Here is a 20,675-nt window from a genome sequence, read left to right on the forward strand (position 1 = left end):
AACCCGCCCACCGCGCCCGCGGCGCCGGTGATCAGCAGCCGGCCGGCGGGCTCACCGGCGAGGTCGAGCGACTGGGCGGAGGTGAGCGCCGCGAGCGGCAGCGCCGCCGCGTCGACGGTGCCGATCCCCTCCGGGACGACCGCGACGTCGGAGGCGGGCAGCGCGACGTACTCCGCGAAGGTGGCGACGGTCGGGTCGGCCACGAGGGCGGCGACGCGGGTGCCGGGCGCGAGTGCGACGCCGTCCGCCGCGGCGACGACCTCGCCCGCGAGGTCCCAGCCGAGGCCGAGCACGGCGTCGGGGCCGACCCAGCCGGCGTCGCGCGGGCCGCCGGCGGCGGTGAAGCCGTCGACCGGGTTCACCGCTGCGGCGGCGACCCGGACGAGCACCTCGCCCGCGCGGTGCGTGGGAACGGGGAGGTCGACGAGCGCGGGAGCGCCGCCGGGGACGACAGTGACTGCCTGCATGATGGGTTCCTTCCGTCGATCGCCCCGCGGTTCGGGGCGTTGCTCGATCACCATCGCAGCGCTACTCTCCAATGGGAAGTACGTACCCGAGAGTGCGTTAAGAACGCGGAGGACAACCATGCCGACCACGACGGCCGCCCAGCGACGCGAGATCGAGCGCCTGGAGTACGACGCCTTCCTCGCGCAGTGCCCCAGCCGGCAGCTGCTGGACCAGCTGTCGTCGAAGTGGGTCACCCTCCTGCTGTGCGCGTTGCACGAACGGCCGCAGCGGTATTCGGAGCTGTCCCGCGAGGTGGCGGGCGTGAGCCAGAAGATGCTCACCCAGACCCTGCGCACCCTGGAGCGCGACGGCCTCATCTCCCGCGCCGTCGAGGCGACCGTTCCGGTCACCGTGACCTACACGATCACCGAGCTGGGCGAGTCCCTCTACGTGGTGGTCCAGCACCTCAAGCGCTGGGCCGAGAGCAACATGCCCGCGGTGCATCGGGCCCGCGCCGACTACGACGCGGCGGACCGCGCCCCGACCACGCGGTAACGGCCGCAGAGGAAGGCCTTGTTGCGGGCCCACTCGATGAGCTCGAAGTCGAAGGCGCGCGGGAACAACGGGCGCCCCGACCCGACGGTGGCGGGTGCGTAGCTGATGACCACCTCGCCGAGCATTCCCGCCTCGGCGAACTGGGCGGCGAGATCGCCGCCGCCGACCACCCACACGCCCTTCTCCCCTGCGGCTTCCTCGATCGTCGCGCGCAGCTCGGCCGGGGTGCCCGCCACGAAGCGCACACCCGGGTGGATGGGCTCCAGTTCCCGGTGGGTGAAGACGAACACCGCGTAATCGCTGTAGTACCACGGTTCGTCGCCGGCCTGGACCCGATCGACCACCCACTGATAGGTGGTGTAGCCCATCACGATCGCGCCGACGCCGGTCATGTATTCCTCGATGTTCATCGGCCCGCCGTCGTCGATGGGCTGGCTGAGCAGCCAGTCCAGGCTGTCGTTCTCGTCGGCGAGGAAGCCGTCGAGGGTGGACGCGGTGTAGTACGAGTACGCGGTCATGATGCTCCTCCGGTGATGCGTCGGTGCCAGATGATGGGATCGGGATCCAGTTCAGGGGTGCCGAGGGCGACGCCGGCGTCGGCCAGCATCCAGCGCACAAGCAGCCGTCGGTGCGCCGAGAAGGTCAGCTCGTGCGCGAGGATCTGCGAGAGCAGGAAGGACTCGGGCGGATCGCACAGCGCGTCGATCACGCGATCGCCCCACGCGCCACGTTGCTCGATGTCGCGGATCAGCCCCAGCCACCGCGGCGAGATCCGCTCGTGATGCACGCGAAGAACTTCCGGGTCGGCGTCAGGATCGCGTTCGGGCTCGGGATCGCCCGCGATCGTCGCGAGCCACGGCTCGGTGCTGTGCACGAGGTGCCACATCAGTTGGGAGAGGGACTCGTCCGGTCCGTCCCAGTGGCGCGGCGACGACCCGGGCAGTCGCACCATCCGGTACTCCTCGGGCGACAGTCCCGCGACCGCGTCCAAGAGCGCACCGATATCGGCCGCGTCGTGCTGTACCTGCAGCGCCAGCACGTCCCCCGTGGACTCCTCATGCCCGTCCTCGACGTAGAGCACCGTCGGCGAGTGGAAGTGCAGGCCGTTCGGGGACGGCAGCCAGTGCCCGACCGTGGCCGGGAGCTGCGAGGGCGAATGCCCGTAGGCGCGGGCGAAGGCCCGGATGAACCCCTCGACGGACTCGTACCCAGCGGCGAAGGCGGCGTCGGTCACCGTCGACCCGCGCTGCAGTTGCCAGGCGGCGCGCTCGAGCAGCACCCGGCGGCGCAGGGCGACGGGCGATTCGCCCGCGCCGGCGCGGACCTGACGGGCGAAGTGATGCGGCGAGCTGAGCGCGCCCGCGGCCATGGCATCAAGGCTCTCGTGCGGATCGGCGAGGACGGCGTCGAGGAGTCGGCGCAGCGGATCGGCGGGTTCGGACATGGGAACCAGTATCGACCGCCCGGACCCGCCGCCGCTTGACCGTTCTTGCTCAGCTCGAGATCAGGTGAGCGAGCGGCGCTCCAGCCACGGCTTGATCCGCGCGGTCACCCACGGCAGCACCAGGAAGACCATCAGCGGGGTGTTGATCAGCGTCGCGATCAGGGTGCGGCCGACGAGGCCCCAGCCGTGCGCGGGCAGGAACGTCAGGTGCGGGAGCACCAGGAAGTTGATCAGCAGCGATAGCGGGAAGAAGCCCAGCCAGATGGCGACGGCCTGCTTCCACCGCGGCGGAACCTTCGCCACGGGGGCCGCGACGGGGCCGGCACCGTCGGACTGCGGGGAGAACCAGCCCTCGATCCCGGACAGGCGGTGCGTGGCGGTCTCGACGGCGAGGCCCTCGCACCGCTCCAGCCAGTGCTTGCGCACCCGGGAGCGCTGCCAGTCGTCCAGCTCCTCGTCCGAGGCGAAGCGGTAGATCACGAAGTAGAGCTCGGGGTCGTCCGCCGAGCGGACCCACCCGCCGCCCAGGAAGCCGCGGTAGGTACGGGCCAGGGCGATTCCCGCGTCGGTCCAGGCCAGGAATTCGTGTTCGCGGCCGGGGGCGATGCGTCGGGCGACGGAGGTCAGCGAGGCCTTGTGGGCCGCTCCTGCCTCCGACCGGGTCTCGGTATGGGGCATGCGTACCAGTGTCGGGGCCGACGGTCCGCGACACCAACCGAGGCGGTGTGATGTTCGCGACGTCCCGATCGCGCCGTCACAGGCGACGGGCCGCGCCCGGGCGGGTCAGCGCGACGCTGGGCCGGGTGCCACAATCGGAGGCGTGTCCTACCTCCTGCGTGTCCGCCTCACCGACCGTCCCGGCAGCCTGGGTTCCCTGGCCGTGGCCCTCGGCTCGGTGGGCGCCGACATCCTCTCGCTCGACGTCGTGGAGCGCGGCGAGGGCTTCGCCGTCGACGACATCGTCGTCGATCTCGGACCGCAGTCGCTGCCGGACACCCTGATCACCGCGGCGGAGGCCCTGGACGGCATCACCGTCGACTCGATCCGCCCGTACGCCGACGTCCTGGACACCCACCGCGAGCTCGAGCTCATCGATCACGTGGCCGGGGCCGGGCACGACCAGTTGCAGATGCTGGCGGATCAGGTGCCGCGCGTGCTGCGGGTGGGCTGGTGCGCGGTGCTGAGCAACACCGCGGACACGCCGTGGCCGGTCTTCGGCTCGTCGGGCCTGCCGGAGACGCCGCCCGAGCACCTCGACTTCCTGCCGCTCAGCGGGCCGGTCGAACTCGACGCCGAGGCCGACTGGGTCCCGGAGGCCTGGCAGCAGCTCGACACCAAGCTGGCCGCAGCACCGCTGGGCGCCATCGGCAAAGTGGTCCTCGTCGGCCGCCCGGGAGGCCCCGACTTCCGCCCGTCCGAGGTGGCCCGGCTGGGCTACCTCGCGGGCATCGTGGCGACGGTGCTGGTCCGCTAGGTGCCGCGATGTCGGATTCACCCAGGCCAGGGCCTTGCGTATTTGTATAGACAGCGCTATACATAGCGGGTGTGATCCGCCACACACCTCCGCTCGCCTGCTAAGGAGTCCCCGTGAGCGACCTCGGCTCCACCCTGGTCCGCGGCCTGTCCGCGCGCCACATCCGCTTCATCGCCCTCGGCTCCGCGATCGGCACGGGCCTGTTCTACGGGTCCGCGTCCGCCATCCAGTCCGCCGGGCCCGCGGTCCTCGTCGCGTACATCATCGGCGGTGCCGCGATCTACATCGTGCTGCGCGCCCTCGGCGAACTCGCCGTGCGCAACCCCGTCGCCGGCTCCTTCGGCGAGTTCGCCTCCGCGAACCTCGGCCCCCTCGCGGGCTTCATGACCGGGTGGACCTACATCTTCGAGATGATCGTCGTCGCGCTCGCCGACGTCACGGCGTTCGGCGTCTACATGGGCTTCTGGTTCCCCGACGTACCGCGCTGGATCTGGGTGCTGTCGATCATCTTCTTCATCGCCGCCGTGAACCTGGTGGGCGTCAAGACCTTCGGCGAGCTCGAGTTCTGGTTCACCCTGATCAAGATCGCCGCGATCATCGCGATGATCGCCGGCGGCATCGCCGTCCTCATCTTCGGCTTCGGCCTGCACGACACCTCGCAGGGCGTGTCCAACCTGTGGTCGAACGGCGGCTTCTTCGCCACCGGCCTCGGCGGATTCCTGGGCTGTTTCGCCATCGTCATCTTCGCCTTCGGCGGCAGCGAGATCATCGGCATCACCGCCGGCGAGGCGAAGGATCCGGAGAAGACCATCCCCCGCGCGGTCAACACGGTGCCGATCCGCATCCTGCTGTTCTACGTGCTCACCCTCGCGGTGATCATGGCGATCATCCCGTGGAACGAGATCACCAAGGACCGCAGCCCCTTCGTGCAGATCTTCGAGGCCCTGGGCGTCGGCCCCGCGGCGGCGGTCCTCAACGTCGTCGTCATCACCGCGGCGCTCTCCGCGATCAACAGCGACGTCTTCGGCGCCGGCCGCATGCTCTACGGCATGGCGCAGCGCGGGCAGGCACCGCAGGCCCTGACCAAGGTCTCGCGGAACGGCGTTCCGTACCTCACCGTGGTCATCATGGCCGGGGCGCTGCTCGTGGGCGTCGTCCTGAACTGGCTGATCCCCGAGAACGTCTTCGCGGTGATCGCCTCGATCGCCACCTTCGCCACCATCTTCGTCTGGCTGATGATCCTGGCGGCGCAGTACAAGGCGCGCCGCTCGATGACGCCCGAACAGGAAGCGGGCCTGAAGTTCCCCGTGCCGCTGTGGCCCTACGGCCAGCTGATCACGATGGCCTTCCTCGTCTTCGTCACCGTCCTGCTCGCCTTCCACGCGGACACCCGCGTGGCCCTCTACGTCGGCGCGGCCTGGCTGGTCATCCTGGCCGTCGCGTTCCGCCTCCTCCCCCGCACCCCGAAGATCGAAATGGAGAAGATCTGATGAGCACCGTCACCGTCGGCCTCGGCCCCGTCAGCCCCGAGGACGTCCTGCGGGTCGCCCGCGAGGGCGCCGCCGTGGAGCTGTCGCAGGAGTCGCTGGACGCGATGGCCGCGACCCGCGCGCACATCCGCGCGCTCGCCGACAGCCCGGAGCCCGTCTACGGCGTGTCCACCGGCTTCGGCGCACTCGCCACCCGGCACATCCCCACCGAGCTGCGCAAGCAGCTGCAGCGCAGCCTGATCCGCTCGCACGCCGCCGGCTCCGGGCCGGAGGTCGAGCGCGAGGTGATCCGCGGCCTCATGCTGCTGCGGCTCTCCACCCTCGCCACCGCCCGCACCGGCGTGCGCCCCGAGGTCGCGAAGGCCTACGCGGCGCTACTCACCGCCGGCATCACCCCCGTCGTGCACGAGTACGGCAGCCTGGGCTGTTCCGGCGATCTCGCCCCGCTGGCGCACTGCGCGCTCGCGGTGATCGGCGAGGGCACGGTCCGCACGGCCGACGGTGCGCTCGTCCCCGCCGCGGAGGCTCTGGCCGCCGCCGGGATCGAGCCCGTGGTGCTCGAGGAGAAGGAGGGCCTCGCCCTCATCAACGGCACCGACGGCATGCTCGGCATGCTCGTCATGGCCTGCCACGACCTGCGCGGCCTGCTCAAGCTCGCCGACATCACCGCGGCGATGAGCGTCGAGGGCCTCATGGGCACCAACCGCGTCTTCGCCGCCGATCTGCAGGCCCTGCGGCCGCAGCCCGGCCAGGCCGTCGCGGCCGCGAACATGACGCGCCTGCTCGACGGCTCGCCGATCGTCGCGAGCCACCGCGAAGACACCACCGTGGTGCAGGACGCCTACTCGCTGCGGTGCGCCCCCATCGTCACCGGCGCCGCCCGCGACACCGTCGCGCACGCCGAGACCGTGGCCGGCTACGAGCTGGCCGCCGCCGTGGACAACCCCGTCATCACCCTCGACGGCCGAGTGGAGTCGAACGGCAACTTCCACGGCGCACCCGTCGCGTACGTGCTCGACTTCCTCGCCATCGTCGCCGCCGACGTGGCGTCCATGAGCGAGCGACGCACGGACCGGTTCCTGGACAAGGCCCGCAACCACGGGCTGAATCCGTTCCTCGCGGACGACCCGGGCGTCGACTCCGGCCACATGATCGCCCAGTACACGCAGGCCGCGATCGTCTCCGAGCTCAAGCGCCTCGCGGCGCCGTCGTCGGTCGACTCGATCCCCTCCTCCGCGATGCAGGAGGACCACGTGTCGATGGGCTGGTCCGGGGCGCGCAAGCTCCGCCGCGCGATCGACGGCCTGACCCGCGTGTTGGCGATCGAGGCGCTGACCGCGGCCCGCGCCATCGACATGCGCGCGCCGCTGCAGCCCGCCGCCCCGACCGGCGCGGTCCGCGACCTCATCCGCAGCCGCGTCGAGGGGCCCGGTACGGACCGCTACCTCGCCCCCGAGATCGAGGCCGTCGTCGAGCTCGCCGCGTCCGGCGCGCTCGTGGCCGCGGCGGAGCAGGTCGCGGGCGAGCTGGCCTGATTCGCCGTTGCCGCGGGGCGCGTGTTTGTGCGTCCCGCGGGTGCGAACGTAGGGGCGTGGCGTTCCAGCGGGTATGTAGTCGCACGCGGAGGCAATGCACTGAGTGCATAACCGCGTTTCAGCAGGTAGATGACTATTTCACGGCGGAGAGTTATGCACGCAATGCATACCCTGTCCTCTGCTGAGGAACTTCACCTCTACTGAGGTCAGGTACTGACCGGCTCTGTTGCGAGTATGTCGACATGGATCTCCCAATCCCGTCAACTCCCTGTCACGTCGACGTCGCCGGTCGGCGAATCACCTACGACGCCAACGGGCCCGGTACACTTGTCCTCCTTCTGCACGGATTCCCGCAGACACGACTCGCCTGGCGATCCGTTGTTCCCCTCCTCAGTGACCGCTACCGGGTCGTGTGCCCGGACCTGCCCGGGTACGGCATGAGCGACCGCCTCGGCGAAGGGCCTGAGGCGTTCGACAAGGCGTGCGTGGCTTCACATCTCGTCGATTTCATGGCCGCGCTGGGCCACGATCGGTTCGCGATCGTCGGGCACGACCGCGGGGCGCTGGTCGCGTTCCGTGCGGCCCTCGACCATCCGGACGTGGTCAGTCACCTCGGCGTCCTCGACGTCATCCCCACCGCCGACAACTGGGCCGCCCTGACGGGAGTCGGGGGTGTCTTCGCATTTCACCTGTACTTACTGGCCCAGCCGTCCGATCTCCCCGAGCGGCTGATCGGCGCAGATCCCGACACCTTCTTCGGGCACTTCCTCGACGGGTGGACTGTGGTGAGCGGCGCGGTCCCCCACGACGTGCGAGAGCAGTACCTCGCAGCGTTCCGATCGCCCGCCGCTATTCGCGCCGTCTGCGATGACTACCGCGCCAGCGCATTCATCGACGGCATTCGCGACGTGGAGAATCAGGCGCGGGGCCGAACCCTCTCGATGCCGACGTTCGCGGCATGGCAGGACTCTGGCGACTACGACCTACCGTTCGATCCACACCCGATCTGGGCATCGTGGGCGCCGGACTTGAAGACCGCCGTCGCCTCGTGTGGACACTTCCTCCCCGAAGAAGCGCCGGAACTCGTGGCGTCCAATATTCGAATGCTTCTGGAGAGGTGAGGCCGCTACGCGGGCGGCGGACGAGTTCGAGGCGGGGTCATGCGCCCGGCGCATGACCCCGCTCATCAAATTGCCTCTGAGCTGCAATCTTCGAGCTATGCACGGGGCGCATAGCTATTCGGAGAACACCCGTACCCGCCCGAGTTGCAGTGCCCCGCCCTCAGCGGCGGGTGACGATGCGGTGGATGAGGCGGGCGGCGGTGCGGGCCGTGCGGTTGTCGACATCCAGCGACGGGTTGAGCTCGGCGACGTCGAGGAGGCGGAGCTTGCCGCTCGCGGCCACCACGTCGCACACCCGCGAGATCACCTCGAGCGGAACGCCCAGGCCCGCCGGCGCGGAGACGCCGGGGGCGACGGCCGCGGGCAGCACGTCGAGATCGATCGTGAGGTAGAGCGCGTCGATCCCGCCGAGGAACTCCTGCACGAAGCGCTCCACGGCGGGCATCGACAGCACGCCGCACTCGTCGTCGAGCAGGTACCGCACACCGAGGCGCTCGGCCTCGTCGAACAGCGCGCGGGTGTTGCCCGGCTGCGAGATCCCCACGACGGCGTAGTCGAGTCGTCGCCCGAGGGACGCCTCCCGCTCCGCCATCTGCCGGAACGGCGTGCCGGAGCTGGGCCGCGGCGCGACACGAAGATCGAAGTGCGCGTCCAGGTTCAGGATGCCGAGGCGCGCGCCGTCGGCGACGAGCCGCGAGTCCGCGATGCCGAGATAGCTGCCGTAGGCGACCTCGTGGCCGCCGCCGAGGACCACCGGGAGACCGCCGTCGTGGAGCACCGACGTCACCCCCGCGCCGAGCCGCGCCTGCCCCGCCTCGAGATCGTCGTCGCCGGTGACGACCACGTCGCCGAGGTCGGTGATCCCCGGATCGGCTGCGAGCGCGAGCGTTCCGAGGGCGCCGCGCAGCGCGGCCGGGCCCTCGGCGGCGCCGGGCCGGCCGAGGTTGCGCACCACGCCGGCGTCGCTCGCGAAGCCGATCAGCGAGGTCGCGCCCGGGACCGGGCCGGAGGCCATCGCCGAGTGCCAGCGCCGGTGCTCCGGGCCGGGACCGTCGTCGCGCCCCGTCCAGGCCGACGGTGCCCGGTCCGTCATCGCTCGACTCCGGCCGAGAACACCCGGGAGACCAGCGGCACGCCGGGCCGGTAGGCCAGGTGCAGGTGCGACGGGGCGTCGAGCACCGTCAGGTCGGCCCGCATGCCGACGCGCACGGCCCCGACGTCGGTGCGCCGCAACGCGGCCGCGCCACCGGCGGTGGCGGCCCACACGGCCTCGTCCGGACTCATGTGCATCTCCCGCACCGCGAGCGCGATGCAGAACGGGATGCTCGTGGTGTAGCTCGTGCCCGGGTTGCAGTCGGCCGCCAGGGCGACGGTGACGCCCGCGTCGAGCAGCGCCCGCGCGTCGGGGTACTTGTTGCGGGTGCTGAAGTCCGCGCCCGGCAACAGCGTCGCCACGGTGCTCCCGCCCGCGAGGGCCTCGACGTCGGCGTCGGTGGTGTAGGTGACGTGATCCACCGAGGCGGCGCCCAGCTCGACCGCGAGCCGCACGCCCGCGCCGTACGAGAGCTGGTTGCCGTGCACGCGCGGCACCAGTCCCGCGGCCATACCGGCCGCGAGCACCGCGCGGGACTGTTCCTCCGTGAAGGCGCCCTCCTCGCAGAAGACGTCGATCCACTTCGCCCGGGGCGCGCACGCCGGGATCATCTCATCGACGACCATCGCTACGTAATCGTCCTGCCGCCCCGCGTATTCGGGCGGCGCGACGTGCGCGGCGAGCAGCGTCACCTCGTCGGAGACGCCCGCCGCCACGTCCAGGCTCCGCGACTCGTCGCGTACCGTCTGGCCGTACCCGGTCTTGATCTCCAGCGTGGTCGTGCCCTGCGCCCGCGCCTCGGCCGCGAGCCGGGCGGCGTTGGCCGACAGCGCCTCGTCGGAGGCGGCACGGGTCGCGGCGATCGTGGTGCGGATGCCGCCGGCGCCGTACGCTGCGCCGGTCATCCGGGCCGCGAACTCCTCCGCCCGGTCGCCGCCGAAGACGGTGTGCGAGTGGCTGTCCACGAACCCCGGGAGCACCGCGCGGCCCTCGACGTCGATGCGCGTGCCCGCGGCACCGTCGGGCACGCGGGCCGACGGGCCGACCCACTGGACGGCACCGTCGCCGATGACGACGGCGGCGTCGCGGATCAGCCCGAGCCGCCCCTCCCCCGCCTCGGGGTCGTTGGTGACGAGGGAGCCGATGCCGTCGACGACGGTCCAGCCGGACGACATCAGTTCTCCTGCATGGGAATGCGGACGCCGCGCTCGCGGGCGACCTCGTTCGCGTACTCGTAGCCCGCGTCGGCGTGGCGGATCACGCCCATGCCCGGGTCGTTGGTGAGAACCCGCTCCAGCTTCTGCGCCGCGAGTGCGGTGCCGTCGGCGATGCACACCTGGCCGGCGTGGATCGAGCGGCCCATGCCGACGCCGCCGCCGTGGTGGATGGACACCCAGGACGCACCCGACGAGGTGTTGACCAGGGCGTTGAGCAGGGGCCAGTCGGCGACGGCGTCGGTGCCGTCGGCCATGGCCTCGGTCTCGCGGTACGGCGAGGCGACGGAGCCGGAGTCGAGGTGGTCGCGGCCGATGGCCAGGGGGCCGATCTCGCCCGCGGCGACCATCTCGTTGAACTTGACGCCGGCGCGGTGCCGCTCGCCGTAGCCGAGCCAGCAGATGCGGGCGGGCAGGCCCTCGAAGTGCACCTTCTCGCCGGCCATGGTGATCCACCGCTTGAGGTGCTCGTTCTCGGGGAAGAGCTCGAGGATCGCCTTGTCGGTCTTGGCGATGTCCTCCGGGTCGCCGGAGAGCGCGGCCCAGCGGAACGGGCCGAGGCCCTCCTCGAACAGCGGGCGGATGTAGGCGGGCACGAAGCCGGGGAACTCGAAGGCGCGGTCGTAGCCGCCCTTGCGGGCCTCGTCGCGGATCGAGTTGCCGTAGTCGAAGACCTCGGCGCCGGCGTCCTGGAACCCGACCATCGCCTCGACGTGCGCGGCCATCGACTTCTGCGACTCCTCGGTGAAGTACGCGGCGTCCTTCTCCGCCATCTTCTGCCAGTCCTCGACCGCGATGCCGACGGGCAGGTAGGACAGCGGGTCGTGCGCGGAGGTCTGGTCGGTGACGATGTCGATCGGCGCCTTGCGCGCGAGCAGCTCCGGGAACACCTCGGCGGCGTTGCCCACCAGGCCGATCGACAGCGGCTCGCGGGCGTCGCGCTTGGCGATCGCCAGCTCCAGCGCCTCGTCGAGGGTGGCGGCCTTGGTGTCCAGATAGCCGTGGGCGATGCGGCGGTCGATCCGCGACTCGTCGACGTCGACGCAGATCGCGACACCGTCGTTCATGGTGACCGCGAGGGGCTGCGCGCCGCCCATGCCGCCCACGCCGGCCGTGAGGGTGATGGTGCCCGCGAGGGTGCCGCCGAAGCGCTTGCGCGCGACGGCGCCGAACGTCTCGTAGGTGCCCTGCAGGATGCCCTGGCTGCCGATGTAGATCCACGAGCCGGCGGTCATCTGGCCGTACATCATCAGGCCCTCGGCCTCGAGGTGCCGGAAGTGCTCCCAGTTCGCCCAGTCGCCCACCAGGTTCGAGTTGGCGAGCAGCACGCGCGGCGCCCACTCGTTCGTGCGGAAGACGCCGACGGGCTTGCCGGACTGGACCAGCAGGGTCTCGTCGTCGGCGAGGGTCTTCAGCGTGGCCACGATGGCGTCGAAGGCCGCCCAGCTGCGGGCGGCACGGCCGGTGCCGCCGTAGACCACGAGGTCGTCCGGGCGCTCCGCCACCTCGGGGTCGAGGTTGTTCATGAGCATGCGCATCGCGCCCTCCTGCTGCCAGCCGCGGCAGGAGAGCTCGAGGCCGTGCGGGGCGCGCACGGGACGGGCGCCGGCGGAGAAGTCGTGAGTCATGGAGGCGAGTCCTCTCGAGGGGACGGAAGTGCTGTCGTGATCCATGACACACGGCATCCACCCACTGCGGCCAGGCACGGCACCGTCATGTCTCGCATCCGAGACACCATCTGCGGGGCGGCCCGCCGGGTAGTGTGCTCACCGAGGAGGTTCGACGGTGACGATTGCGGACACGGAGGTCGCTTCGCTCTATCGTGCGCAGCGGCTCCCCGGGCCGGCGTACCGCCGCCTCAAGGAGCTCGTCGTGGAGCAGATCGCCAGCGGGCACTGGACCGAGGGCCAGCAGCTGCCCGCGGAGACCCTGCTCGCCACGTCGCTCGGCCTGTCCCGGATGACGGTGAACCGCGCGCTGCGCGAGCTGACCGCGGAGGGCCTCGTCGTGCGCACCGCCGGCGTCGGGTCGTTCGTCGCGAAGCCGAAGGCGAGTTCCGCCCTGTTCGAGGTGCACTCCATCGCCGACGAGGTGGCGGCGCGCGGGCACCGGCACCGCGCCGAAGTGCGCACTCTGACAGCGGAATCCGCGGATCCGCGCACCGCTGCGGACCTCGACGTCCCCGAGGGCGCCGACGTCTTCCACTCGGTGCTGGTGCACTTCGAGGACGACCGGGCGATCCAGCTCGAGGATCGCCTCGTGGTCGCCGCGGAGGTGCCGAACTACCTGCGGCAGGACTTCACCCGCCGCACCCCGCACGACTACCTCATGGAGATCGCCCCGCTCATGCGCGGCGAGCACGTCGTGGAGGCGGTCACGCCGACCGCGGAGCAGCGTCGGCTGCTGCAGCTCGGCGAGAACGAGGCGGGCCTGATGATCCGGCGGCGCACCTGGTCCCGCGACCGCGTCGTCTCGGTCGCCCGACTCCTGCACCCCGGCACCCGGTACCGGCTCGAGGGCGTCTTCGACGCGTAGCCGCGGCTACTCCGGCGCGCGCCCGGAGATCCGGGCCGTCAGCCGGGCCGCGCCCTCCCGCAGTACCTCCCCGACGGTGCCGGGCTCGGGCAGGGCCAGGTGCCGGCGCCACGTGGTCGAGAGCGCCGCGACCGGGTGCCCGCTGTGGTCGAAGACCGCCGCGCCCACGGACCGCAGACCCGGGGAGACGTCCTCCACCTCGTCGGCCCAGCCCCGCTCGCGCGTCTCCGCGAGGAGTCGCCGCAGCTCCGCGAGCGAGCGCGGTCCGCGGCCGGTGCGGCTCACCAGCGCCGACGAGCGCGTGTACAGCGCCGCCACCTGCGCGTCGGGGAGGGCGGCCAGGATCGCGCGGCCGTTGGCGGTGAGGTGCGCCGGCAGCCGCACGCCGACGTCGGTGATGAGCGAGACCTCGGCCGCCGGGCCCGACGAGGGCCGCTCCTTGAGCAGGTACAGCGTCTCGTTGCCGTGCAGCACGCCCAGGTGCACGGCCTGCCCCAGCTGGATGGCCAGCCGGTGCAGGATCGGCTGCGCGAGGCGCTCCAGCGGGGCGTGCCGCAGGTAGGCGGAACCGATCTCGAAGGCCGTGACGCCCAGCCCGTAGCCCTGCTGCTCGGGCAGGTGCACCACGAAGCCGCGGTCCTGCAGCACCGTCAGGATGTGGTACACCGACGACCGCGGCAGGTCGAGCTCCCGCGCCAGGACGGCCGCCGACACCGGCCCCGGCTTTCCGGCCAGGAGCAGCAGGATGTCGAGGGCGCGGCCCACCGCGGGCGAGGCGCTCATGCCCCGACACTCACTCCGCCGCCGGCCCCTCGGCGACCGACTCCTCGGCCGACGGGGGCCGCACCGCGTCCGGCCCCTCCGTCAGGAGGGTGGTGAAGCCGTCCTCATCGAGGATCTGCACGCCCAGCTGCTCCGCCTTGTCGGCCTTGGAACCGGGCGCGTCGCCGATCACGACGAAGGCCGTCTTCTTCGAGACGCTTCCCGCGGCCTTGCCGCCGCGCACCAGGATCGCCTCCTTGGCCTCGTCTCGCGAGTAGTTCTGGAGCGACCCGGTGACCACGATGGACAGGCCCTCGAGGGTGCGCTGCACCGACTCGTCCCGCTCGTCCTCGAGGCGCACGCCGGCGGCGCGCCACTTCTCGACGATCTCGCGGTGCCAGTCGACGGTGAACCAGTCGATCACGGCCTCGGCGATCGTGCGCCCCACCCCGTCGACCTCGGCGAGCCGGTCGACGTCGGCCTCCGCGATCGCGTCGAGGCTGCCGAACTCCTGCGCGAGGGCACGGGCGGCCGACGGACCCACGTGCCGGATGGACAGGCCAACGAGGACGCGCCACAGCGGCTTGTTCTTGGCCACATCGAGATTGGTGAGCAGGCGCAGCGCGTTCGCCGAGAGGGTGCCGCCGTCGTTGGTGAACAGCGGGACCTGCAGCAGGCTTTCCTCGGTGAGCCCGAAGACGTCGCCCTCGTTGTGCAGCACCGGCGAGGCGGTGAGCGCGGAGGCCGCCTCGTAGCCCAGCCCCTCGATGTCGAAGCACGTGCGCCCGGCGAGGTAGAAGAGCCGTTCGCGGAGCTGGGCCGGGCAGGTCTCCGTGTTGGGGCACCGGATGTCGGCGTCGCCCTCCTTCGAGGGGGCGAGGGTAGCCCCGCACTCCGGGCAGGTGACGGGCATGACGAAGGCCCGCTCCGAGCCGTCCCGCAGGTCCACGACCGGCCCGAGGACCTCGGGGATCACGTCACCCGCCTTGCGGATGGTGACCGTGTCGCCGATCAGCACACCCTTGCGCTCCACCTCGGAGGGGTTGTGCAGCGTCGCGAACTCGACGGTCGAGCCCGCGACGGTGACCGGCGCCATGTAGGCGTACGGCGTGACCCGGCCGGTGCGGCCCACGTTGACGCGGATGTCGAGCAGCTTCGTGGTCACCTCCTCCGGCGGGTACTTGTAGGCGATGGCCCAGCGCGGCGCTCGCGAGGTGGCGCCGAGGCGGCGCTGCAGCGTGATCTCGTCGACCTTCACCACGAGGCCGTCGATCTCGTGCTCCGGGTCGTGCCGGTGCTCGCCCCAGTAGAAGACGCGCTCCACCACCGCGTCGGCACCCGATACCTGCTTCGTATGGGCCGACACGGGAAGCCCCCAGGCCGCGAGCGCGCGGTACGCGTCGTGCAGCGACGACGGCGACCACTCCCCCTGGATCCGGCCCAGCCCGTGGCAGATCATTCCGAGCCGCCGCCGGGACGTGATCTGCGGGTTCTTCTGGCGCAGCGACCCGGCGGCGGAGTTGCGGGGATTGGCGAAGGGCGGCTTGCCCTCCGCGACGAGACCGGCGTTGAGCTCCTCGAAGTCGGCGAGGCGGAAGAAGACCTCGCCGCGCACCTCGAGCACCTCGGGGATCGGGAACTCGTCCGACGGGGTGAGCACGTGCGGCACGTCCCGCAGGGTGCGCGCATTGAGCGTGACGTCCTCGCCGGTGCGGCCGTCCCCGCGGGTGGCTCCGCGGACCAGGGAGCCTTTCTCGTACACCAGGTTCAGGGCGACGCCGTCGATCTTCAGCTCGGTGAGGAAGACGACCTCGCCGCCGACGTCCTTCTGCACGCGGGCGATCCAGTCGCGCAGCTCGCCCTCGTCGAAGACGTTGTCGAGGCTCATCATCCGCTCGAGGTGGTCGACCGCGGTGAACTCCGTGGAGAAGCCGCCGCCCACCAGCTTGGTGGGTGAGTCCGCGACGGCGAGCTCCGGGAACGCCGTCTCCATCTCCTGCAGGCGGCGCAGCAGCGCGTCGAACTCCCCGTCGGACAGCACGGGCGCGTCCTGCACGTAGTACCGGAACTGGTGCCCGCGCACCTCCTCCGCGAGTTCCTGCCATGCGCGGCGGTCGTCCTCGGTCAGCTCCTTCGACATGCCCTGAAGATTAGTCGCTGGCACTGACGAGTCGTCGCGGCTCCACGCCGGTCGGCGCTCCTGTCGTCAGCCGGCCGCGGTCAATCGGCCGCGGTCAGTCGGCCGATGCGCCGACGGCGTCGGCCAGCCGGCGGAGATACTCGCCGGCGGCGGCCTCGTCGGAGTCGACCGCGGGGTACAGCACGTCGGTGACGCCGGCCTCGCCCCAGCGGGCCAGCCGGTCCCCGTCGGGACGGCCGTCGAGCGCGACGATGCGGGGCGCACCGGCGCGCCTGTGCTCCCGCCATACCTCGGCGAGCCGGCGGGCGGCGTCGGTGATCCCCCGGTCCTGCGGGGTGGTGATCCAACCGTCGGCGTTCTTCGCGATCCAGGTGAAGTTCTTGTCGGTGGCTCCCGCACCGACGAGCACGGGCACCGATCCGGCCGGCTTGGGCCACGCCCAGCTGGGACCGAAGGAGACGAACTCGCCGTCGTACTGCGCCTCCTCGTCGCGCCACAGCGCGCGCATCGCTTCGAGGTACTCGCGGAGCATGGTCCGGCGCCGACCGGCGGGCACACCGTGGTCCGCGAGCTCGTCGAGGTTCCAGCCGAAGCCGACGCCGAGCGCGACCCTCCCGCCCGAGAGGTGGTCGACGGTGGCGATCGTCTTGGCGAGCGTGATCGGATCAGCCTGCACGGGAAGGGCGACGGCCGTCGCGAGCTCGATCCGCTCGGTCACCGCGGCCGCGGCCGCCAGCGTCGTCCACGGGTCGAGGGTGCGGAGGTAGCGGTCGTCGGGAAGCTCCGCGGTGCCGGTGCCGGGGTGCGCCGCGTCGCGCCGGGTGGGGATGTGGCCGTGCTCCGGCACGAAGTAGGACGAGAAGCCGGCTGACTCGATCAGCGGCGCGAGCCGCTGGGGCGTCAGGCCCCGGTCGGAGGTGAACTGAACGATTCCCGTGCGTACGCCGTGTTCCCGCATCATCGAATTAGAACATGTTTCAATCCGAGAACGCACAGAAGTCCGATGGATTCACCACGACGACGTCCATCCTCGACAGAGTGTCAATCGGAGAAAACGTGACACCGGTCACGTTTTGCGTTAACGTCCTGTCCCGGAAGACACACGTTGTCGCCACCATTGACCTGGGTAGTTTCAAGAACAAGGAAACCCACATGATGATCGGGAAATCTTCTGCTTCGCCGGACCTGCAGCCGAACCGCGCCACTCGCCGCGCGACCCGCGCCGCCAGTCATCGGATGAATCGGCGCACCTCGGCATGGCGAACCGGCCTCGTCGCCGCGGCGGCGACCACCGCGCTCATCGGCACCGTGGGTGCGCCGATGGCGACCGCAGCGCCCGGTGCCTCGGCCGCCGCCGCGGCCGCCCAGACCGCGAGCCAGCAGGGCGACATCATCATCGGCGGCGTCAACCTCCGCGACTACGGCATCGACATCACCAAGCTGACCGGCGAGAATCCCGACCTCAGTGGGATCGACGTCCAGAAGTTGCTCACGCTCCTCGACAATTCCGCCGTCGCGACGATCGTCGCGTCGTGCCGGACGGGCGGGCTCGGCACGGGAGGCGGCGGGTCCGGCACCGACTGCGGCGGGTCCACCGGCACCGGCGCAGCGATCGTGCTCCCCGGGAGGGTGGACCTCGCCGCCGTCGCCGATCAGATCACGATCAACCTCGGCCCGGACAAGTGGATCGTCATCGCCACGATCCCCCTCGGCGAGCAGACCCCCTTCGGCATCCTGAGCGCACTGTCCGTCAAGCCGACGGGCCTGATGGCGATCGGCCTCGGGGCGATCGGCCTCAAGGACATGGATCCCACCGCGATCGGGCGGTACAAGACCCTCGCCGACGTCGCCGCGGCCGCCGCGCTGCCGTACAAGCCGGTCCAGGAGCGCTACTGCGAGAGCGGAGCCACGATCATCTGCTGGGGCGGCTGGAAGTACCGCACGGTCGACGGCAATCTCGCGACGCGCACCGAGGCACTGAGGATCGCCGGGCAGCTGTCCGGCCGCACCTACGACTACACGAAGCCGACGGTGCTCGAGTTCAGCCCCGGCCCGTCCGGCTCGTCGACGATCCTCGGCAGCGGCTACTCGTTCGCCCTCTCGCGCTACGGCGGCACCGCGATCGCGGAGACGAGGAACAAGCTCGCCCTCGCGCTCGCCGGCGCGGACGGGGCCGGCGCGACGTCGCAGGCCACCGCGAGCCTCGGCCTCGCCCTGGCGCTCAACATGAACACGAGCACGCTGGGGCTGGACTGGTTCGGCTCCCCCTTGAACTTCGACAAGATCAAGAATTCGAAGGTGCTCGACCTGCTGGCGCAGTTCAACATGCTGCCGGCGGGGGTCGACATCACATCCATCACCAGCGCGATGGAGCTCGCGCAGAACCTGAAGCTCCCGGACCTCAAGGAGGTCAGTTGCCTCGGCGGTTCCACGTCCGCGTCGGCGTCCGGCCTCGGCGAGTGCTCCAACACGCTCGGCCTGTTCGACTACTACAAGGACCTGCGGGCCCCCACCGTCGGCCAGAGCCGGCAGACGTCGTGGGGCCTCACGGATCCCACCTCCCTGTTCCTCGGCAGCGGCAACCTGCTCAGCCGGGGACTCACGCCGGGCGCCCTGCAGGTGCTGACCGCTCTCGCGGGCGGTGACCTCAGCAAGGTCCCGCCGGCGGAGCTGGCCGCACTGCTCCAGAATCCAGTGGCCAAGGAGGTCCTGGATGCGCTGTTCTCCGAGGAGAAGCGGCTCAAGCTCACCAACGACTTCGTCCGCTTCACCCAGGAGGTCACCACCACCGAGACGGGCAGCACCACGCGGTACCTGCTCACCAGCGACTACGGCCTCCGCGCGCCGATCACCGTGGACTGGCTGGGATACCGCCTCACCGTGTTCCCGGCCGCCGAGGTCAACGGCACGATGCGTCCGAACTACCTCGGCCTGCCCACCATCACCCGGATCGACGGTGCCGCGCCCAGCCTGCTCCCCAGCGTCGGACTGATCGAGCTGGCCAATCCGTTCGGCCTCGGCACCGTGCCGATCATGCCGTTCGCGCCCTTCACCGCCCTCGACAGCTGGATCAAGAGCGTGACCATCAAGGACGACGTCGAGCGGATCGGCACGCTCATCCCGCTGGCGCAGCAGGCGCTCCGCGGCGGAAAGCCGGCCGCTGAGAAGCCCTCCGCGCCCGAGGCCCCGGTCGTGGCCGCGGCGCTCGCGGCCCCGGCCGACGACGCCCAGGAGACCGTGGTGACCTCCGGCGGCGCGTCCGCGGATCCCGCCACCGCGGCGGAGTCCGGGTCGACGGGCACCCCTGCCGCCGAGGCGTCCGAGACGGTTGCTCCCGACGCCCCGTCGACCGGATCCACGGCGTCGCCGGAGCCGGAGACGGAGACGTCCCCGGAGCCCGCCGCCGAGGCGCCCGCGACGGCGGCGGCGGAAGCCACCGTCGAGCCGGAGGCGGCGGAGGCGGATACCGTCGACACCGACGCCCTGGAGACCGCCGACGCGGCCTGATCGGGACCGAACGCGCGGATGGGGCATGCCGCCGAGCGCTACGCTCGGCGGCATGCCCCATCCGATCATGTTCTCCGACGACGATCCGGCGCTCGCCCGGGTGCGGGAGATCGCGCTCGCGTTCCCGGAGGCGACCGAGAAGATCGCCCACGGGCGCCCGACCTTCCGCTGCGGCAAGATGTTCGCGGTGTACGGCGGCGGCACGAAGAAGACCGCCACGCGGCCGCACGAGCAGCGCAACACCAGCGTGCTGTTCATCGCCGATCCCGCCGAACGCACCGCGCTCGAACAGGACGAGCGCTTCTACCTGCCGGCGTACATGGCGTCCGCGGGCTGGCTCGGCCTGGACCTGACGATCGGTGTCGTCGACTGGGACGAGGTGCACGAGCTGGTGGACGCGAGCTTCCGGCAGATCGCGCCGCAGCGCGCGATCGCCGCCCTCGACAAGGGCTGACGTCGGATCAGAGCTGCGGCCCCTGCTCCCGCAGGTCGTCGACGTCCTTCATGGCCTGCCGCAGCTGCCCGAGCCAGTCCTCCGTGTGCTCGCCGACGAGCCGCACGCACCAGGCCAGCGCGTCGGCGCGCGAACGCGCCACCCCGGCGTCGACGAGCGTGTCCAGCACCAGCCGCTCGGGCTGGCGCAGGCGGGTCATCACCGGCACCGCCTGGTGGGTGTAGAGGATCGTCTCGGATCCGGTGTCCACGCCCCAGGAGACGCGCCGCTGGTACCGCTCCTGCGCCTCGTCGGCGATCCGCATCCGCTGGTCGCGCGTCTCCTCGCGGAACCGCGCGGCGCGGCCCTCCCGCTGCGCGGTGGAATCCTCACCGCCGGCCGGCAGCGCGCCGACCACGACGATCTCCTCGCGGTCGACGGTGACCGTCGGCGGACCGTCGAACCAGCCCTCCGGGAGCCGTCCGGCGAACCATTCGCCCGCATCCTTCGCGTCCGGCGCCGCTCCGCGCGGCCCTCGTCCTGCCATCATGGGAGACCTCCTCAGTCGGTCCTGATTACATGATTACATGATTACTCAGACCGAGTGCGACAGTCGAGAGGTATCGCCGAGAGCGAAACGCGCCTACCGGCGCGTGAGGGTGATCGAGGGCAGGCGCAGCTCGTCGCCCTGCAGGGTGGCGGTCTCGCTCGAACCGCCCCGATCGCGGAGCAGCACCTGGTCGCCGGTGACGGTGTACGTGCCGCCGTAGGCGTTGACCTGGCCGCGCAGGTCCTCCTCCCACGTCCCGTCGGCGGCGAGCCGGACGACCCAGTCGCCGTTCGCGTACGTGCCGGGGACGTGCGCGGGGATCGCCGCGGCCGACTGCGGGGGCGCCGAGGTGGAGGAGGACGCGGCCTCCACCCC

At 71.3% G+C, this 20,675-nt stretch carries 20 protein-coding genes; 8 read left to right on the top strand and 12 right to left on the bottom strand.

From position 1 onward, the window contains the following. Positions 1-467: alcohol dehydrogenase catalytic domain-containing protein (locus LB823_RS22135; protein ID WP_374201376.1), on the bottom strand; the 467-nt coding region annotated here is incomplete at its 3' end. Between the two features lie 118 nt (positions 468-585). Here LB823_RS22135 and LB823_RS22140 point away from each other — a divergent pair. Continuing rightward, entirely contained in the window at positions 586-1,002 is a 417-nt protein-coding gene (locus LB823_RS22140) for a helix-turn-helix domain-containing protein (protein WP_224651671.1), read from the top strand. On the opposite strand, the gene LB823_RS22145 is transcribed toward LB823_RS22140, so the two are convergent. From LB823_RS22145 to LB823_RS22155, 3 genes are read right to left on the bottom strand one after another with little or no spacing between them, the layout of a single operon-like run. Next, complete coding sequence (locus tag LB823_RS22145; RefSeq protein WP_224651673.1) at positions 966-1,520, bottom strand: dihydrofolate reductase family protein; 555 nt, start codon at positions 1,518-1,520, stop codon at positions 966-968. The two genes, LB823_RS22140 and LB823_RS22145, sit on opposite strands and share 37 nt — an antisense overlap. Then, positions 1,517-2,446 (bottom strand): helix-turn-helix transcriptional regulator, encoded by a 930-nt coding sequence (locus LB823_RS22150; protein WP_224651675.1) that lies wholly within the window; start codon positions 2,444-2,446, stop codon positions 1,517-1,519. Before LB823_RS22150 ends, LB823_RS22145 begins: the two co-directional genes overlap by 4 nt. 60 nt (positions 2,447-2,506) lie before the next feature. Beyond that, positions 2,507-3,124, bottom strand: a complete 618-nt coding sequence (locus tag LB823_RS22155) for an antibiotic biosynthesis monooxygenase (protein WP_224651677.1) — start codon at positions 3,122-3,124, stop codon at positions 2,507-2,509. A gap of 142 nt (positions 3,125-3,266) precedes the next feature. Here LB823_RS22155 and LB823_RS22160 point away from each other — a divergent pair, with 142 nt between their 5' ends. The 4 genes from LB823_RS22160 (at position 3,267) to LB823_RS22175 (ending at position 8,066) form a co-directional block, all read left to right on the top strand. Beyond that, on the top strand, positions 3,267-3,920 hold the full coding sequence (locus tag LB823_RS22160; RefSeq protein WP_224651679.1) for an amino acid-binding protein: 654 nt from the start codon (positions 3,267-3,269) through the stop codon (positions 3,918-3,920). 113 nt (positions 3,921-4,033) lie between these two features. After that, positions 4,034-5,410 carry an amino acid permease gene (locus LB823_RS22165; protein WP_224651681.1) on the top strand — a complete coding sequence of 459 codons (1,377 nt, stop codon included), beginning with the start codon at positions 4,034-4,036 and terminating at the stop codon, positions 5,408-5,410. After that, positions 5,410-6,945, top strand: coding sequence for a histidine ammonia-lyase (gene hutH, locus LB823_RS22170; protein ID WP_224651683.1), 1,536 nt, complete (start codon positions 5,410-5,412; stop codon positions 6,943-6,945). The genes LB823_RS22165 and hutH overlap by 1 nt, the downstream gene beginning before the upstream one ends. A gap of 242 nt (positions 6,946-7,187) precedes the next feature. After that, on the top strand, positions 7,188-8,066 hold the full coding sequence (locus LB823_RS22175) for an alpha/beta fold hydrolase (RefSeq protein ID WP_224651685.1): 879 nt from the start codon (positions 7,188-7,190) through the stop codon (positions 8,064-8,066). Between the two features lie 160 nt (positions 8,067-8,226). Here the strand turns inward: LB823_RS22175 and hutG are convergent, their stop codons facing one another. Genes hutG through hutU form a run of 3 tightly spaced genes read right to left on the bottom strand, consistent with a single transcriptional unit; the run spans position 8,227 to position 12,001 of the window. Continuing rightward, positions 8,227-9,159: a formimidoylglutamase gene (gene hutG, locus LB823_RS22180; RefSeq protein WP_224651687.1), complete on the bottom strand. Its 933-nt coding sequence runs from the start codon at positions 9,157-9,159 to the stop codon at positions 8,227-8,229. Further along, on the bottom strand, positions 9,156-10,334 hold the full coding sequence (hutI, locus tag LB823_RS22185; protein ID WP_224651689.1) for an imidazolonepropionase: 1,179 nt from the start codon (positions 10,332-10,334) through the stop codon (positions 9,156-9,158). The genes hutG and hutI overlap by 4 nt, the downstream gene beginning before the upstream one ends. Then, complete coding sequence (hutU, locus tag LB823_RS22190; RefSeq protein ID WP_224651691.1) at positions 10,334-12,001, bottom strand: urocanate hydratase; 1,668 nt, start codon at positions 11,999-12,001, stop codon at positions 10,334-10,336. The genes hutI and hutU overlap by 1 nt, the downstream gene beginning before the upstream one ends. A 157-nt stretch (positions 12,002-12,158) precedes the next feature. On the opposite strand from hutU, the gene hutC reads away from it, so the two are divergent. Next, on the top strand, positions 12,159-12,908 hold the full coding sequence (gene hutC, locus LB823_RS22195) for a histidine utilization repressor (protein ID WP_224651693.1): 750 nt from the start codon (positions 12,159-12,161) through the stop codon (positions 12,906-12,908). Positions 12,909-12,914: 6 nt separating this feature from the next. Here the strand turns inward: hutC and LB823_RS22200 are convergent, their stop codons facing one another. The 3 genes from LB823_RS22200 to LB823_RS22210 form a co-directional block, all read right to left on the bottom strand. Beyond that, positions 12,915-13,691, bottom strand: a complete 777-nt coding sequence (locus LB823_RS22200) for an IclR family transcriptional regulator (protein ID WP_224651695.1) — start codon at positions 13,689-13,691, stop codon at positions 12,915-12,917. 10 nt (positions 13,692-13,701) lie between these two features. Beyond that, a complete protein-coding gene (gene ligA / locus LB823_RS22205; protein WP_224651702.1) occupies positions 13,702-15,810 on the bottom strand; it encodes an NAD-dependent DNA ligase LigA in 2,109 nt (702 codons plus the stop codon). Positions 15,811-15,904: 94 nt separating this feature from the next. After that, on the bottom strand, positions 15,905-16,768 hold the full coding sequence (locus LB823_RS22210) for a TIGR03619 family F420-dependent LLM class oxidoreductase (protein ID WP_224651704.1): 864 nt from the start codon (positions 16,766-16,768) through the stop codon (positions 15,905-15,907). Positions 16,769-17,046: 278 nt separating this feature from the next. Here LB823_RS22210 and LB823_RS22215 point away from each other — a divergent pair, with 278 nt between their 5' ends. Together LB823_RS22215 and LB823_RS22220 are read left to right on the top strand one after the other, a co-directional pair. Continuing rightward, positions 17,047-19,317: a hypothetical protein gene (locus LB823_RS22215; RefSeq protein ID WP_224651706.1), complete on the top strand. Its 2,271-nt coding sequence runs from the start codon at positions 17,047-17,049 to the stop codon at positions 19,315-19,317. Positions 19,318-19,369: 52 nt separating this feature from the next. Beyond that, the gene (locus LB823_RS22220) at positions 19,370-19,771 is read left to right on the top strand and encodes an MmcQ/YjbR family DNA-binding protein (protein ID WP_224651708.1); all 402 of its coding nucleotides are present in this window, start codon (positions 19,370-19,372) and stop codon (positions 19,769-19,771) included. A 7-nt stretch (positions 19,772-19,778) separates the two neighbouring features. Here the strand turns inward: LB823_RS22220 and LB823_RS22225 are convergent, their stop codons facing one another. Continuing rightward, positions 19,779-20,300, bottom strand: coding sequence for a hypothetical protein (locus tag LB823_RS22225; RefSeq protein WP_224651710.1), 522 nt, complete (start codon positions 20,298-20,300; stop codon positions 19,779-19,781). 93 nt (positions 20,301-20,393) lie between these two features. After that, positions 20,394-20,675: Atu4866 domain-containing protein (locus LB823_RS22230; RefSeq protein ID WP_224651712.1), on the bottom strand; the 282-nt coding region annotated here is incomplete at its 5' end.

It is taken from the genome of Tsukamurella sp. M9C (assembly GCF_020169415.1).
Lineage (GTDB): Bacteria > Actinomycetota > Actinomycetes > Mycobacteriales > Mycobacteriaceae > Tsukamurella.

Coding starts and splice junctions, on each gene's coding strand:
- LB823_RS22200 (WP_224651695.1), bottom strand. CDS start 13,691: ATGAGCGCCTCGCCCGCGGTGGGCCGCGCCCTCGACATCCTGCTGCTC.
- LB823_RS22220 (WP_224651708.1), top strand. CDS start 19,370: ATGCCCCATCCGATCATGTTCTCCGACGACGATCCGGCGCTCGCCCGG.
- hutG (WP_224651687.1), bottom strand. CDS start 9,159: ATGACGGACCGGGCACCGTCGGCCTGGACGGGGCGCGACGACGGTCCC.
- LB823_RS22145 (WP_224651673.1), bottom strand. CDS start 1,520: ATGACCGCGTACTCGTACTACACCGCGTCCACCCTCGACGGCTTCCTC.
- LB823_RS22225 (WP_224651710.1), bottom strand. CDS start 20,300: ATGATGGCAGGACGAGGGCCGCGCGGAGCGGCGCCGGACGCGAAGGAT.
- ligA (WP_224651702.1), bottom strand. CDS start 15,810: ATGTCGAAGGAGCTGACCGAGGACGACCGCCGCGCATGGCAGGAACTC.
- hutU (WP_224651691.1), bottom strand. CDS start 12,001: ATGACTCACGACTTCTCCGCCGGCGCCCGTCCCGTGCGCGCCCCGCAC.
- LB823_RS22155 (WP_224651677.1), bottom strand. CDS start 3,124: ATGCCCCATACCGAGACCCGGTCGGAGGCAGGAGCGGCCCACAAGGCC.
- LB823_RS22140 (WP_224651671.1), top strand. CDS start 586: ATGCCGACCACGACGGCCGCCCAGCGACGCGAGATCGAGCGCCTGGAG.
- LB823_RS22210 (WP_224651704.1), bottom strand. CDS start 16,768: ATGCGGGAACACGGCGTACGCACGGGAATCGTTCAGTTCACCTCCGAC.
- hutH (WP_224651683.1), top strand. CDS start 5,410: ATGAGCACCGTCACCGTCGGCCTCGGCCCCGTCAGCCCCGAGGACGTC.
- LB823_RS22150 (WP_224651675.1), bottom strand. CDS start 2,446: ATGTCCGAACCCGCCGATCCGCTGCGCCGACTCCTCGACGCCGTCCTC.
- hutI (WP_224651689.1), bottom strand. CDS start 10,334: ATGTCGTCCGGCTGGACCGTCGTCGACGGCATCGGCTCCCTCGTCACC.
- LB823_RS22175 (WP_224651685.1), top strand. CDS start 7,188: ATGGATCTCCCAATCCCGTCAACTCCCTGTCACGTCGACGTCGCCGGT.
- LB823_RS22215 (WP_224651706.1), top strand. CDS start 17,047: ATGAATCGGCGCACCTCGGCATGGCGAACCGGCCTCGTCGCCGCGGCG.